Source organism: Bacillus sp. CFBP9009, assembly GCF_036541465.1.
GTDB lineage: Bacteria > Bacillota > Bacilli > Bacillales > DSM-1321 > Peribacillus.
This window is the reverse complement of the sequence record NZ_JAZHFU010000001.1, coordinates 481,414-494,547: the sequence shown is the minus strand read 5'-3', so window position 1 is coordinate 494,547 and position 13,134 is coordinate 481,414. Positions and strand designations below refer to the sequence as shown.

17 protein-coding genes and 2 riboswitches are annotated in these 13,134 nt (G+C 39.5%); of the genes, 9 read left to right on the top strand and 8 right to left on the bottom strand.

Translation table 11 applies throughout. The features are described from left to right. Positions 1-74: 74 nt before the first annotated feature. Positions 75-917 carry an aldo/keto reductase gene (locus V3595_RS02595; protein WP_485905327.1) on the bottom strand — a complete coding sequence of 281 codons (843 nt, stop codon included), beginning with the start codon at positions 915-917 and terminating at the stop codon, positions 75-77. Between the two features lie 184 nt (positions 918-1,101). Beyond that, positions 1,102-2,307 carry an MFS transporter gene (locus V3595_RS02590; protein ID WP_485905326.1) on the bottom strand — a complete coding sequence of 402 codons (1,206 nt, stop codon included), beginning with the start codon at positions 2,305-2,307 and terminating at the stop codon, positions 1,102-1,104. 187 nt (positions 2,308-2,494) lie between these two features. Here V3595_RS02590 and V3595_RS02585 point away from each other — a divergent pair, with 187 nt between their 5' ends. The 3 genes from V3595_RS02585 to V3595_RS02575 all read left to right on the top strand — a co-directional run bounded on the left by V3595_RS02585 (position 2,495) and on the right by V3595_RS02575 (position 4,584). Continuing rightward, entirely contained in the window at positions 2,495-2,866 is a 372-nt protein-coding gene (locus tag V3595_RS02585; RefSeq protein WP_034309370.1) for a winged helix-turn-helix transcriptional regulator, read from the top strand. Positions 2,867-3,096: 230 nt separating this feature from the next. After that, positions 3,097-3,402 (top strand): hypothetical protein, encoded by a 306-nt coding sequence (locus tag V3595_RS02580; RefSeq protein WP_485905325.1) that lies wholly within the window; start codon positions 3,097-3,099, stop codon positions 3,400-3,402. Between the two features lie 39 nt (positions 3,403-3,441). Beyond that, entirely contained in the window at positions 3,442-4,584 is a 1,143-nt protein-coding gene (locus tag V3595_RS02575) for a CAP domain-containing protein (RefSeq protein ID WP_485905324.1), read from the top strand. Between the two features lie 88 nt (positions 4,585-4,672). Here the strand turns inward: V3595_RS02575 and V3595_RS02570 are convergent, their stop codons facing one another. Next, positions 4,673-5,866 (bottom strand): nucleoside transporter C-terminal domain-containing protein, encoded by a 1,194-nt coding sequence (locus V3595_RS02570; RefSeq protein WP_101223498.1) that lies wholly within the window; start codon positions 5,864-5,866, stop codon positions 4,673-4,675. A 166-nt stretch (positions 5,867-6,032) separates the two neighbouring features. Continuing rightward, a riboswitch (purine riboswitch) is annotated at positions 6,033-6,133 on the bottom strand. Positions 6,134-6,388: 255 nt separating this feature from the next. Between V3595_RS02570 and V3595_RS02565 the strand changes: the two genes are divergently transcribed. Next, positions 6,389-7,093, top strand: a complete 705-nt coding sequence (locus tag V3595_RS02565; RefSeq protein WP_485905323.1) for a DUF421 domain-containing protein — start codon at positions 6,389-6,391, stop codon at positions 7,091-7,093. Positions 7,094-7,195: 102 nt separating this feature from the next. Here V3595_RS02565 and V3595_RS02560 read toward each other — a convergent pair whose 3' ends face one another. After that, positions 7,196-7,942 (bottom strand): alpha/beta hydrolase, encoded by a 747-nt coding sequence (locus V3595_RS02560; RefSeq protein WP_063594466.1) that lies wholly within the window; start codon positions 7,940-7,942, stop codon positions 7,196-7,198. Between the two features lie 310 nt (positions 7,943-8,252). Here V3595_RS02560 and V3595_RS02555 point away from each other — a divergent pair, with 310 nt between their 5' ends. The 3 genes from V3595_RS02555 to V3595_RS02545 all read left to right on the top strand — a co-directional run bounded on the left by V3595_RS02555 (position 8,253) and on the right by V3595_RS02545 (position 9,349). Then, positions 8,253-8,573, top strand: coding sequence for a PadR family transcriptional regulator (locus V3595_RS02555; RefSeq protein ID WP_485905322.1), 321 nt, complete (start codon positions 8,253-8,255; stop codon positions 8,571-8,573). Between the two features lie 255 nt (positions 8,574-8,828). Then, the gene (locus V3595_RS02550) at positions 8,829-9,101 is read left to right on the top strand and encodes a hypothetical protein (RefSeq protein WP_485905321.1); all 273 of its coding nucleotides are present in this window, start codon (positions 8,829-8,831) and stop codon (positions 9,099-9,101) included. An 11-nt stretch (positions 9,102-9,112) separates the two neighbouring features. Next, positions 9,113-9,349 carry a hypothetical protein gene (locus V3595_RS02545; protein ID WP_485905320.1) on the top strand — a complete coding sequence of 79 codons (237 nt, stop codon included), beginning with the start codon at positions 9,113-9,115 and terminating at the stop codon, positions 9,347-9,349. A gap of 102 nt (positions 9,350-9,451) precedes the next feature. Here V3595_RS02545 and V3595_RS02540 read toward each other — a convergent pair whose 3' ends face one another. Both V3595_RS02540 and V3595_RS02535 read right to left on the bottom strand, forming a co-directional pair. Then, positions 9,452-9,601 (bottom strand): hypothetical protein, encoded by a 150-nt coding sequence (locus V3595_RS02540; RefSeq protein ID WP_241589077.1) that lies wholly within the window; start codon positions 9,599-9,601, stop codon positions 9,452-9,454. Between the two features lie 21 nt (positions 9,602-9,622). Beyond that, positions 9,623-10,165: a VUT family protein gene (locus tag V3595_RS02535; protein WP_485905319.1), complete on the bottom strand. Its 543-nt coding sequence runs from the start codon at positions 10,163-10,165 to the stop codon at positions 9,623-9,625. A 50-nt stretch (positions 10,166-10,215) separates the two neighbouring features. Beyond that, a riboswitch (PreQ1 riboswitch) is annotated at positions 10,216-10,258 on the bottom strand. A gap of 250 nt (positions 10,259-10,508) precedes the next feature. Between V3595_RS02535 and V3595_RS02530 the strand changes: the two genes are divergently transcribed. After that, the gene (locus V3595_RS02530; protein ID WP_485905318.1) at positions 10,509-10,991 is read left to right on the top strand and encodes an SRPBCC family protein; all 483 of its coding nucleotides are present in this window, start codon (positions 10,509-10,511) and stop codon (positions 10,989-10,991) included. 28 nt (positions 10,992-11,019) lie between these two features. Beyond that, positions 11,020-11,460, top strand: a complete 441-nt coding sequence (locus V3595_RS02525) for an SRPBCC family protein (RefSeq protein ID WP_485905317.1) — start codon at positions 11,020-11,022, stop codon at positions 11,458-11,460. A 179-nt stretch (positions 11,461-11,639) separates the two neighbouring features. Here the strand turns inward: V3595_RS02525 and V3595_RS02520 are convergent, their stop codons facing one another. Further along, positions 11,640-12,611, bottom strand: a complete 972-nt coding sequence (locus V3595_RS02520; protein ID WP_485905316.1) for an HD domain-containing protein — start codon at positions 12,609-12,611, stop codon at positions 11,640-11,642. 46 nt (positions 12,612-12,657) lie between these two features. Then, a complete protein-coding gene (locus tag V3595_RS02515) occupies positions 12,658-12,942 on the bottom strand; it encodes a hypothetical protein (RefSeq protein WP_485905315.1) in 285 nt (94 codons plus the stop codon). Positions 12,943-13,134 lie beyond the last annotated feature (192 nt).

Below are 13,134 nucleotides of genomic sequence, written 5' to 3'. Positions count from 1 at the left end.
GTAGACAAACTCGATTTACATCGAGTTTGTCTACAGTCTGAGACGGATATCCCGTCCCTCTCCTTCATACTTAATTAAAAGTCGAAATTATCAGGATCTGGACCAACACGGTGATTCTGATTCAATCCATCAATTTGGTTCATTTCCTCTTCCGTCAATTCGAAATCGAATACAGTTGAGTTTTCGACAATACGATGTTCTTTAGTTGATTTCGGAATCGTTACAATCCCATTTTGTAAATCCCAGCGTAAAATGACTTGTGCAACAGATTTGCCATGCTTGGTTGCAATAGCTTGTAAAACCTCATTATCAAGAAGTTCACCTTGCATCAAAGGAGACCATGCTTCAAGTTGTATTCCTTGTTCCTTACAGAATGCCTGAACTTCTTTTTGAGTTAAACGCGGATGGCATTCCACTTGATTGACCATCGGCTTCACTTCTGCATCTTCCATTAAATCTTTTAGGTGGTGAATCTGGAAATTGCTCACACCGATCGCTTTCACTTTTCCTTCTTTATATAGAGTTTCCAACGCTCTCCAAGCTTCTTTATATTTTCCTTCCACTGGCCAATGGATAAGATATAAATCCAGGTACTCCAAGCCAAGTTTCTGTAAGCTTTTTTCGTAAGCTGCAATTGTCGATTCATAGCCTAAATCGGCATTCCAGACTTTGGATGTTACGAATAAGTCTTCCCTTGAGATTCCAGCTTCTTTTAAGCCCTCGCGAATCCCTTGTCCAACCCCTTCTTCATTTTCATAAATGGCAGCAGTATCGATACTGCGATAACCGTGTTTAATGGCCACTTTAACTGCATTTACCAGCACCGGTCCTTCTTCCACCTTAAATACGCCCAATCCGAACCAAGGCATTTTAACGCCGTTATGCAATGTTGTTGTATCTTGTAAATTTTTCACCATTATCACTCTACCTCCAAATTTTTTTCATTGTTTTTATCAAAGATTGTAATGCGCTTAAGTATCAGTATCATTACATCCCTTCAAGGAACCTTCCACCATTCGCTGAAGGGATGCAATGATACTTGTTTTTTTGATACTCTAAACGCATAGCATGCTTTTTCTAACATGCATCACTTTTTTAATCCTATGCTATTTTGTCCAATCCCTTGGAACGGTCTCTACTTTCCAAGGCCCGGCTCCACCCTGTTAAAATCACTGCTGCAAACACCATGACTCCACCTATCCACGCTGTATGGATCAGTCCGATCGAATCCGTAATCACTCCTCCTAAGTAGGCACCAATGGCGATTCCTGCATTGAAAGCGGCAATATTGATGGCTGACGCAACATCCACTGCACTCGGCACGAAACGCTCCGCTAACATGACGACATACACTTGAAGACCCGGAACATTCATGAATGCAAACAATCCCATTAAAATGATCGTAATTAAACCTGCGATCTTAAACGGTGCCGTGAAAGTCAACACCACAAGTACAATGGCCTGTATAAGAAACATATAAAATAGGGCATTAATAGGATTGCGATTGGCTAATTTCCCGCCAAGGGTATTGCCTATTGCTATCGCTACTCCATATACTAGCAAAATCAAGGCCACAGTTCCTTCTTTAAACCCTGTCACTTCCTGAAGTAACGGAGACAGGTACGTGAAGACAACGAACGTTCCTCCATACCCTAACGCTGTAATGATGAATACTAGCAGCAATCGGCCATTCTTCACCAATTTGACTTGGTCACGGAACGTAGTCTTTACAGCTTTTCTTAAATCGGATGGAACGAGGATGCCGTTCCCTATGAAAGCAATCAAGCCGATTGCCACAATGATGATGAAAGCGAATCTCCAGCCGAATTGCTGACCGATGAAGGTTCCAAAAGGAACTCCGGTCACCGTTGCCACCGTCAGACCTGTAAACATGATGGCGATGGCACTCGCCCTGCGGTTTTCAGGGACCAAATCAGCCGCAATCGTAGCGCCGATTGACATGAAGACACCATGTGCAAGCGCTGAAATAACACGTGCGATCAATAATACTCCAACCGTTGTCGCAGATGCCGCTAATGCATTTCCGATAATGAACACGACCATTATCCAAAGCAATAAAGTCTTTCGCGACATATTCGATGTGAGGGATGTCAGGATAGGTGCCCCGAACATGACCCCCAAGGCGTATAAGGATACCGTCAACCCCGCCGTCGTCACTGTAATGTGTAAATCTTTAGAAATGAGTGGTAATAATCCCACGCTGATGAACTCAGTTGTTCCTATCGCAAAGGCACTGATCGCTAAAGCCAGCAATGCCCATGTACTTCTATTTTTACTTGAAATCATATCCTCTTCTCCTTCTCGTCGTTTTGTACTATTATTGAAATTGCCTAAGCAACTTTTTTATATATGGTACAGTGGAATTCGGTGTGCAAATGTTATTATGAGATATAATACAAATAAAAAACAGTACGTACTTTAAAGTGATATAGGCACCTTTTAGTACCTATAAAGTAAGGAGAGTATGCAAATCATGCAAAAAAAGAAATACAATATATCCGTTGAAGCGACACTTGAAGTAATGGGCGGAAAATGGAAATGCGTTATCCTCTGCCATCTGACCCACGGGAAAAAGCGGACTAGTGAATTGAAGCGCCTTATGCCGAACATCACCCAAAAAATGTTGACCCAACAATTGAGGGAGTTGGAAAAGGACGAAGTCATCAACCGGATCGTTTACAACCAAGTCCCCCCAAAAGTGGAATATGAATTAAGTGAGTATGGACAAAGCCTGGAAAGTATCCTATCCGCACTATGTACATGGGGGGAAAATCACATAACAAGAGTGTATGGAGATAAATTTTCCGTTCTAGAGGAAAGTGTCTTGAATGATCAATTAAAGTAATCCCAAACAAAAAGGATTAGCTCGAAGTGGCTAATCTTTTTTTGTTTATAAAGAATTCTCCTAGTTTAACTAATAATGAAAGCCAGCCCCAAAATCCCATAAATTTCACCTTCGTAAGAGGCACCTGTTTTATTCCCCTCTTCCTTTTTGGTATAATATGTAATATCGTATCATTTAAAGTTTTTATTTTTTAATCGAAGAAGTATAATGGTGAAACCAAGGAGTGACATATGAGGGTCTTATTAGAATTGATACGCATCATATTAATATTCGGGATAGCCGGAACAATCATTTCGGCCATTGTAAACGGCATATATATAAACATAGGAGTGGATCGGTATGGCTGGCTAGGCTCGATTGCGATACTGCTTTTATTATTCGTCTGGTATAGAAATAAACTTCAGTTCAGTGGCTGGTATTCGGGAAAAGGGAAGGAAAAGCTTCCAAAAATGGTCTCGCAAATACTCATTATGTGTTCACTATTTTTGTTAGGTGCCCCACCTGTTTTAAGTGTGCTGCAGATGATCTTTCATTAATCGGGATTCTATATCCTGGATAGAGCAGGAGTGAACGATTTGCGTAAATTGTTTAATATTGTGGTCCTCATACTCCTACTCTCTGGATTATGGTATGGATATGGTAAAGATATTCAGGAGTCTGGATTCAAAGCGGGGGTTAGTGCCTTTGCATCAGATGTTCGTTCATTTATAAACGGGCCCGAGGTTACGACAGCCTTGGAAAAACTGAGTACTGGAGTAAGCAGCCTGATTGGCTCGCTGACGGAAACATTGGATACCGCTTCTGAAAAAGAATCTCAGGAAACGAAAAAAGTGAAAAAACCAGCACTGGAAGCACCTGCTGATGCATCCTTTTCAGTCCGTAATATCGAAATTGGCGACACGAAGGATGATGTAGAAAAAATGGCTGGTGAAGCTAAGCGGAATACGCGGAATGAATATGGCGTGGACTGGTTTGCCTATCACGAAAATTATCAAAACTTCTTCATGGTTGCCTACGATAATAACAATAACGTTGTTGGTTTATATACGAACCAAGATTTGATTTCCTCAAAGGAAGGCATTAAACGCGGAACACCAAAAGAAACCGTGGCCGGGAAAATGGCGGAGCCTGTAACAAGACTGCTTAAAGGAAACGTCTATTACCAGATTCGAAGTGACGGCGGCGAATACGATATGTTCGAAATGGATAATAGCTATGTGACCATTTTTTATGACAAACATGAGAAAAATACAGTCACGGCAATCCAAATCATCGACGCAAAACTCGAAAAGCAAAAGAGCGGCTATTTTGCAGAAGCCGGTCCCGGATTAAAGAAGGGCTTTGAATATCAATTATTCGATTTGACCAATGCCTCACGGGTCAATCATGATCTCTCAGTGCTTTCATGGGATAATCAAGTAAAGGTCACTGCACAGGATCATAGTTCAGATATGGCCGTGAATCAATACTTCAACCATACAAACCTTGAAGGAGAATCCCCTTTTGACCGGATGGAAGATGACAAAATCAATTTTCGAATGGCGGGGGAAAACCTGGCTGCCGGTCAGAATAGCAGTATCTTTGCCCATGAAGGCCTGATGAATTCCATTGGACACAGGGAAAACAAATTACAGAAGGATTTTGAATCGCTCGGTGTCGGAGTTGCCTTCGATGAGGAAGATAAACCATATTATACGGAAAACTATTTGACGAAATAAACGAAAAAGCTGTGCAAGGGAAAATCCTGCACAGCTTTTTTCATACAAGAGGGCATCCATTTATAAAAATGGATGCCCATGTTTTAAATCACCAAACGAATAATCCAACCACCATGGCACTTAGCAAGGAAACAGCCATCCCGCTAACCAGCAGCTTCCAAACATTCCTTCCGATAATGTTCGATTTCTCATCATTGAGAATGGAATTGAATGTTCCATAAATCATGCCCACTGTACTGAAGTTGGCAAATGACGTCAGATAAGTGACAGCCACAGCGACTGTATGCGGAGGCAGTGTACTGACTTTATCTTTTAAATCGAGCAAGGCAACGAACTCATTTGTTGCAAGCTTGATTCCCATCAATTGAGCGACATACATGGCATCATGTCCAGATAATCCAAGCAAGAATGCAAATGGACTAAAAATGACAGAGAAAATCTTTTGAATGGTCAATCCATCCACGAAGAAACCGAAAATGCCGTTTACGCTGGCCGTTAACGCCACATAGCCGATAACCATTGCCATGATGACGAAGACCATTTTGGCCCCAACCAACATACTGTTGGAAATGGTGGAAAAGAAATCTTTACGCTCCTCTTTGGAAGGTACATAAACGACGTCTTCTTCTTTACTGACATCGACGGGATTCAGCATGTTAGCTATCAGCAAGGCATTTAAGCAATTCAAAGGTATCGCTACAAAAACATAGGTTGCCGGTACCATAGACAGGTAGGCTCCAATGATTGAACCGCTGATGCTGCTCATGCTCATGATTCCAAATGTCAAAAGACGCTGATCCTTAATCGCACTGAGTTGAAGGCGGAGTACGGCAAGTGCCTCAGTATTTCCTAGGAACATCATCTGAATCGAAAAGAAACTCTCAAGTTTTGGCAAACCGGATACTTTTGAGATGAGCCATCCCACTTTATCAATGATCCAGGTAAGTATACCGAAATACGATAAAACATCAAAAAACGTGATAATGAAGATAATTGGCATCAATGCGCTGAAAAAGAAATCCACTTGTTCATTTGCCATAAGTGAAGGAAAGACAAAAGAAATCCCTTCATTCGCACATTCAATCAACCAGGTGAAGAATGAAGCGATCAGATTGATGACCCACGCCCCTATTTTTGTCGATAACATGAACCATGTGATAAGCAATTCAAGAACCAGCAAGGTAAGAATGGCTTTCCACTTAACGTTCCTTTTATTAGGTGAACAAAGGTAAACGATGCCCATTACAACTAAAACACCTAGTATATTCAATAAGAAATACATGCTTTCATCCCCTTTGACTATATCATTTCCCATTCGTTTTTTTTATATAAAAAGCCCTCACCTTTTTACACCTTCAGCCGCAGGAAGAAAGTGTGAAAAAGTAAGAGCCTTCATTCAAACATGTTATATGGATCACAAGCGAACCAACATAAACCTGTCCATCTCTTCTATTTTCATACTTCCTTGTAGTCCGGCATTACGGCTGCCAGGTAGAAACTATCAGACCATCGTCACTGATATTATACAAGGATATTTTTTAAATAAATTTCTTAGGAAAGATATCATTTTAAATCAGTTTATTTTTAATTACAATACGTTTTAAAATTGTTATATTAATATAAATTTTTTGAAAACAGTCAAGAAAGTCTCAGAAGGACCGATGTTGGGTAATACTTAAGAAGGAGGTGGCTTAAACTATAAACGGCCCCATTTAAAGAGGTCTTAAATACGCTTCCCAGTTGTTTCAATTCATCCTACTGACCATTACATCTCCTTTACAGGAAATAAGGACGTGAATTTTTTGTGGATTTTTTTAATAGCCAGGAAACTCTTACTGCAATCCAGTGGACTTTAAGAGCCATTATATCCTTCTTCTTCTTACTTTTTTCAGTTAAGTTGATGGGACAACGGGCCATTTCGCAGTTAAGGTTACTTGATTTCATAATGGCATTAATTATTGGAAACATTCTTGCCCACCCTTTATCTGATGAACAGTTAGGTTTGAAGGGCTCAATGATTACGACCTTTGTTTTAGTGATTTTATATATAATTAGTGTGTTTACGGGTCTTAAGTGGGGCAAAATCCGAAGGTTTTTTGACTCCGCCCCCTTTCCACTTATAGAAAATGGACAAATCATTTACAAAAGCTTAGCAAGGGCCCGAATCTCCATCGATTTTTTATTATCGGAATTAAGAAAAGAAAAAGTCGAAGATATTCAAAAAGTGTCCCTCGCACTATGGGAACCGGGTGGTACCATTTCATTGTTTTTATACTCTCAATATGAAGCAGTAACCCCAGCAGATATGCACCTAGCAACAAATGCCTTCGATTTTCCTAAAACGATTATTAAAGAGGGAAAGATTGATTCTAAAGAATTAAATCGGGGCGGCAAAGACGAAGCATGGCTTAAAAACAGAATCAAGATAACATATAATGCTGATGTGAACGATATTTTATTGGCAACTCTTGATAATAACGATAACTTAAAGGTCTTTTTCTACAAATAGATTTTCAGCCAAAATAAAATCCCCTCAAGTATAGTGTAAAGCCTACTTACGACTGTAGGCTTTTTACACGTTCAACTTAAAGGGGATCAAAAATATCGCTTATTACTCCGACCAATTCAGTGTATTCAAGAACTTATACACATCTTCATACACCTGTTCACGTTCCTTGCCCAATGTGATAATATGGCCAGACTTTTCATACCAAATCAAGTGTTTATGCTGTGTATCGACTTCATTGAAAATCGCTGTAGCACTCTCCGTATAGTCGGGATCATCCAAACGACCTTGCAGAACAAGAGTTGGTGATGTGATTAAATCTAAATTTTCACCTGTCTCATTTATAATGTTCAACACATCTTTTAGTTGAGGCATAGGCTCTTCTTCAAGCAGCTTCACTTCTGCAGCAATTTGGTCTGCATCTTTGCCCTCAAACTTCTTATAAGCCTGTGCATAATTGAGCAAGCGGTTCTTTTGTCGATCGATACTTTTTCCTTGCGTCGGAGCGCACATTGAAACTACCCCTTTTACAGGCAATTCAATTCCCACTTTTAATGAGAACACTCCCCCTAAAGAAATTCCTACAACTGCAATTTCCTCATAGCCTTCTCCTTTTAGGAAATTATAGCCATTAACTACATCTCCCCACCATTCCTTTGGACCAGTTTTAGCAAGTTCCTCGGCTGATACTCCGTGCCCACTATAAAGAGGTCCGTGGCAAGTATAGTCGAGATCATTTAAGTACTTCCCTAACTTCTTCATATCTCCTGTACTTCCGGTAAACCCGTGAAGCAGAAGAACTGCTCTCTTTCCACCTATATATGTGAATGACTCAGGTGCTTTCACTTTCATCTATCTAGGACCTTCTTTCTTTGCTCTTGTTGATAAATAGAATCTAAATGATTTTCGAAAAAAAATCAATTAATACCCCTTGAGTAGTGATTCTTCTATCCTATTCCGTATTTTCATTAAAACAATTAAATCATGTATATAGTATCCTTACCACACTCTTCACAACTCATCCGTTCCGAAGCACATTTTACTATGATTAAATTTATTTAGCAATCGTCATTTAACCATTTTTTTTAAGAAAAGTAAAATGCACCTTGTGATACGATGTACAACGTATTACACTTTAAAAATGAAAAGGAGGAGATTTTATATGGATAAAGAATTAATGAAGGGAAGCATTGACCTCCTTTTGCTTTCACTTCTTTCACAAAAAAAGCTATACGGCTATGAAATCACGAAGATCTTGAAGGAAATGAGCATGGGCAAATATCAAATAAGTGAAGGCACCCTCTACCCCGCCCTTAAACGGTTAGAAAAAAAAGAATTCATAAAAGGCCATTGGAAAGAGTCCGAGTCAGCCCGCAGGAAATATTATCATGTCACCGAAAATGGAAAAACCGAACTTGAGCGGAAGCGAGAATGCTTTTTCTTCCTCGAAAAATTAGTTCGGAAAAGCACAGAGCAATTCTAAACAAAATACAAAGCTTCCTAGCCCCATTAATGGAACGGTGCAGGAAGCTTTTTTTGATGTTTACTCGTGAGTTTGGGCTAATTACTCGTGAATTTGTCCTGCACTCATAATTTCACACTGTTTATTCGTGAAATTCGTGCTTCTCTTTTGATTTCGCACATTTACTTGTGAGTTTTGCTGTTTTACTCGTGAATCTTGCTGTTTTACTCGTGAGTTTGCACTGTTTATTCGTGAATTCATGTTACACTCACGATTTTGAGCCGTTTACTCGTTAGTTTCGCACTTTTACTCGTGAGTTTGGACTATTTACTCGTGAGTTTTGCACTTTTACTCGTGAGTTTAGGCTATTTAATCGTGAATTTGCACTGTTTACTCGTGAATTCATGTTACACTCACGATTTTGAGCCGTTTACTCGTGAGTTTCGCACTTTTACTCGTGAGTTTTGCACTTTTACTCGTGAGTTTAGGCTATTTACTCGTGAATTTGCACTGTTAATTCGTGAATTCATGTTACACTCACGATTTTGAGCCGTTTACTCGTGAGTTTCGCACTTTTACTCGTGAGTTTGCACTGTTTATTCGTGAATTTCGTACTTTTATTCGTGAGTTTGCACTGTTTAATCGTGAATTCATGTTACACTCACGATTTTGAGCCGTTTACTCGTGAGTTTGGACTATTTACTCGTGAGTTTTGCACTTTTACTCGTGAGTTTAGGCTATTTACTCGTGAATTTGCACTGTTTACTCGTGAATTCATGTTACACTCACGATTTTGAGCCGTTTACTCGTGAGTTTCGCTGTCTTACTCGTGAATCCACAATGCACACATGTTCTTGCACGTTTTCTGGTGAGTTTCTCCGTTCACGAAAAAAAAGGACCTAATTTGGTCCTTTTTTATCTATTCCTTTATGCTTGCGATAATTGGCGCAGGAGAGCTTCATACATTCCCCTTGAACATGCGGCCCATACTTTTCACGAAAGGCCTCGAGACAATAGCATTTATCTTTTTCCTTTTTGGTTCCATCCATGTAGTGCATCCCTCCTGGCATTTAACTGGAGACTACACGTTTCTCCAGTTCTACGTTGATTCGTCCCAAAAGTACGGCACCTATTGACTGAATGATGGTTTTCACGATGATTTGGCCGATAACCGCAGCGGGTACTGCTTCCCATGGCAATATATTGGCACCCAATGGACTTAGACCAATCACGACAAATATCACCGAATCGAAAAACCCTCCAACGATTCCGCTGTAAAACACCCTCCAACTCATCGGGAGCTTTAAACGGGTATAAATTTCCGTGTCCGCCGTTTCTGCGACCATGAACGATAAGGCGGAAGCAAATACAATCAATAATGTATCCCCTAATAAGAATGATACACACGCAGATAGAATAAGTGCAGTGACGATACATATATAGGTCTTTGCGCGGCCGAATTTATTCTGGACCAGATCTCGGAAGATGAAGGTTCCCCCGATGAGCAATGTCCCCATCGGGATGATGAACATGCCAAAATGTAATGGCGCAAAAGCTGCTGTAACCACATTCGCCGTGATGATGGATACCAAATACAATAAAACTCTTAACATTTCTTAATTCTCCTTATACAGAAAAAACAGCACCCTAAGAAAGAGCACTGTTCTCCTTAGTTTTTTTGAGAGGGTAGCTAGAACCTCTTCCGCCCGGGCGGATTATCATTTTCCTTATTTATCGTAGCTTGAAAGCGATTGGAAATCAAGAAGTTTCCATACGGCCCTTTTATGTCACGGAGAATCCGGTCTTAGCAATGCACTTCAAATCTTCTTCAATGCAATGACTTTGCCGATTTCTGTCGCAAAAAACTGCTTGACCGGCTGTATATGAAAGCCGACAATCAATGATAGAGTTAGGTTACGATCTTGATATCTTATTTGGCAAGGAGGAAAAAGAATTATGAAAAAAACTACGTTTGTCTATCCTATTTATATCGCAACCACACCAGAGAAGCTTTGGGAAGCCCTGACGAGTGGTGAAGTCACGAAGAAATATCACTTCGGATGCCAAGTCCAGTCTGACTGGCAAGAAGGTTCAAGCGTCAAATATATGCTGGAAGATGGGCGGATTACTGATCATGGGAATGTACTTAAGTGTGAGCCGTTGCACCTGCTCTCGTTTACATGGAACATGGCAGGAGACGAAACACCTCGCGAGCAGCCTACACGGGTCACTTTTGAATTACAGAAAATGGATGATTCGACTGTAAAGTTAACGCTTAGGCATGAGGAGCTTTTGGAGACAGATTTAGTATATGATGACAATACCTTTGAAGGCTTGAATAATGGTTGGCCAGCCATTCTGAGTAACCTGAAGAGCTTGCTTGAAACTGGAAGGACCCTGCCGCCAATATCAGTAGATTGGGATAGTGGAAAACAATAAAAACAAATCGAGAGAGAGTTGATTTAGTATGGATACCCAAATAATTACGAAGTTTAAGATAATCAAGCCAGCTAATGAAGTGTTTGAAGCAATAGTGAATCCTGAAAAAATCGGGAATTTTTGGTTCTCATCGAGTTCGGAAAGATGGGAACAAGGCAGGACACTTACATTGAGATACAACGAATACGATGCTGAAGTGGTTATTAATGTAATGGAAGTTGAGGAAAATAGGAAAATCGTGTTTGCGTGGGGCGGAAATGATCAAGAAACGATTGTTACAATTACACTAAAAGAGTTGGATAATACGAGTACAATTATTGAAGTAAACGAATCAGGATTGAGTGAAGACGACCCTGAAATAATAAACAAAATGATCGGACAAAAGGAAGGTTGGGTTTATACATTAACCTGTTTAAAGGGTTATTTAGAAAATGGCGTTAATACTTTGAGAGCATCATTAGTTTTTTAATTATTAAAGGGTGCTGGTTCAGATGTATAAGGCATCCGTTAATCAAGCTCCTTCCTAGATGTCGATTGTCTAAATCAACTAATTTTTAAACGGGAGGAGACTTAGATGTTTCCGAGAAAAAACTCAAGGATGAATAACACCCTTGAGTTTTTGACTTTCCGTATGGTTTGACACGAAATTCAATCGGAAATCACTTTTAGATACATGCCCTTTGAAGCTTTTTTGTAGGCTTCAATTCCCATTTTCTTGACTTTTTCTGATAAACTGGATGCTCTTACTAATTGGGTTCCTTGAATAACGGAAGGATCAATGAGCCGCATTTTATTTTTCCGATGTATATCGTATTCCACTTGACCTTCTTTCACCTTTACGTTACCATGGATCCGTTTTAACAGGTTTTGAACTTCATGGTCTTCAGTGAAGCTTAACAAGGACATGACCTCTTCATCTGTACCGAGTAAGTCATCAAGGCTGATCAGTTTTTTAGCTAAAGCCAATTTTAAGGTCTTTGCCAAGATATCATAGCCATATATATTAAGCGGGTTCATGAAAAAATCAATAACTTCGCTGTAATACGTATTCACAAACCATTCCGCCGATTCAATATTATCCAGATACATCCTTCCATTTATTATGATTACATGTTCTAGAAATTCTTTAATGGCTTCGATTGTGATATGTCCATATTGATACATATCCCGGAGAGTATAATCTACCCGATCGGCACATAACTCAGGTGCTGGCTGTTCAAGCAATTCCCATTTTGATTGAAAAATTACTTTACAATCATATCCATATTCCTTCAGTATAAATGGGATTTCGGATTCCATAATGACTTGATCATATATCTTTTCATGATAATCTTCATCCTTACAATCCAGAACAAAATCAATAACATGTGAAAATGCAGTGTGGGATACGTCATGCAGTAAGCCCGCGATTTGTTCCTCTAATGAACCTCCAAGCGTTTTTATTAAAAGCATCACACCAATTGAATGGTCAAATCGTGTGACATCCCACTTCTCATTAACTAAATAACTTGCCCCGCCTTGATGTATCCCCTTCAATCTTTGGACCGGTTTGCTTACTATCAGCTCTTTCAGAACTCCCTCTACAATGTGTTCCCCATAGATACTATCCAAAACTATCAATAACTGCCTCCTCCCCCATTAGTTTACTCATTACAGGTGGGTGATTTCACTGATTTTTTTCTGTAAAAATTATTTCCCCCTTTTGATTTTGCTCATATTGCTTTTTTACCAATTTTTCCAATTCCTCTTCATCATTCAAATCGATATCACCCGGATTGTCCTCATCAACTCCCTCTATGAATATCATTTCATTTGTTATTACCTGAACTGTTGGATACACTTCAAAAATGTCTTCTATAGATTTTGTTTTATTTTTATACGGTTTAGTGAATAAAAAAAAGCCGGTCAAGACTATGAAAATTGATGCCAAAATACCGAATTTCTTTTTCATTTATTCATCCCCTCAACGCACTAATAATACCATGTAAGGGTATTAACGGTACAAAATAAGTCAAACGCTGCAATGTCCTGAATCCTCCCCTTTGCAACACTGGTGGAATTCCGCTTCAACAAAGTGGTAAAGTTTATCTTTAAAAACAGGAATTTATCATTCGATCTAATAATTGACATTTGGAAATCAGTG

Bases quoted from the DNA above. Each gene is read 5' to 3' on its own strand.
- V3595_RS02595 (WP_485905327.1), bottom strand. From the start codon at position 917: ATGGTGAAAAATTTACAAGATACAACAACATTGCATAACGGCGTTAAA.
- V3595_RS02590 (WP_485905326.1), bottom strand. From the start codon at position 2,307: ATGATTTCAAGTAAAAATAGAAGTACATGGGCATTGCTGGCTTTAGCG.
- V3595_RS02585 (WP_034309370.1), top strand. From the start codon at position 2,495: ATGCAAAAAAAGAAATACAATATATCCGTTGAAGCGACACTTGAAGTA.
- V3595_RS02580 (WP_485905325.1), top strand. From the start codon at position 3,097: ATGAGGGTCTTATTAGAATTGATACGCATCATATTAATATTCGGGATA.
- V3595_RS02570 (WP_101223498.1), bottom strand. From the start codon at position 5,866: ATGTATTTCTTATTGAATATACTAGGTGTTTTAGTTGTAATGGGCATC.
- V3595_RS02560 (WP_063594466.1), bottom strand. From the start codon at position 7,942: ATGAAAGTGAAAGCACCTGAGTCATTCACATATATAGGTGGAAAGAGA.
- V3595_RS02555 (WP_485905322.1), top strand. From the start codon at position 8,253: ATGGATAAAGAATTAATGAAGGGAAGCATTGACCTCCTTTTGCTTTCA.
- V3595_RS02540 (WP_241589077.1), bottom strand. From the start codon at position 9,601: ATGGATGGAACCAAAAAGGAAAAAGATAAATGCTATTGTCTCGAGGCC.
- V3595_RS02535 (WP_485905319.1), bottom strand. From the start codon at position 10,165: ATGTTAAGAGTTTTATTGTATTTGGTATCCATCATCACGGCGAATGTG.
- V3595_RS02530 (WP_485905318.1), top strand. From the start codon at position 10,509: ATGAAAAAAACTACGTTTGTCTATCCTATTTATATCGCAACCACACCA.
- V3595_RS02525 (WP_485905317.1), top strand. From the start codon at position 11,020: ATGGATACCCAAATAATTACGAAGTTTAAGATAATCAAGCCAGCTAAT.
- V3595_RS02515 (WP_485905315.1), bottom strand. From the start codon at position 12,942: ATGAAAAAGAAATTCGGTATTTTGGCATCAATTTTCATAGTCTTGACC.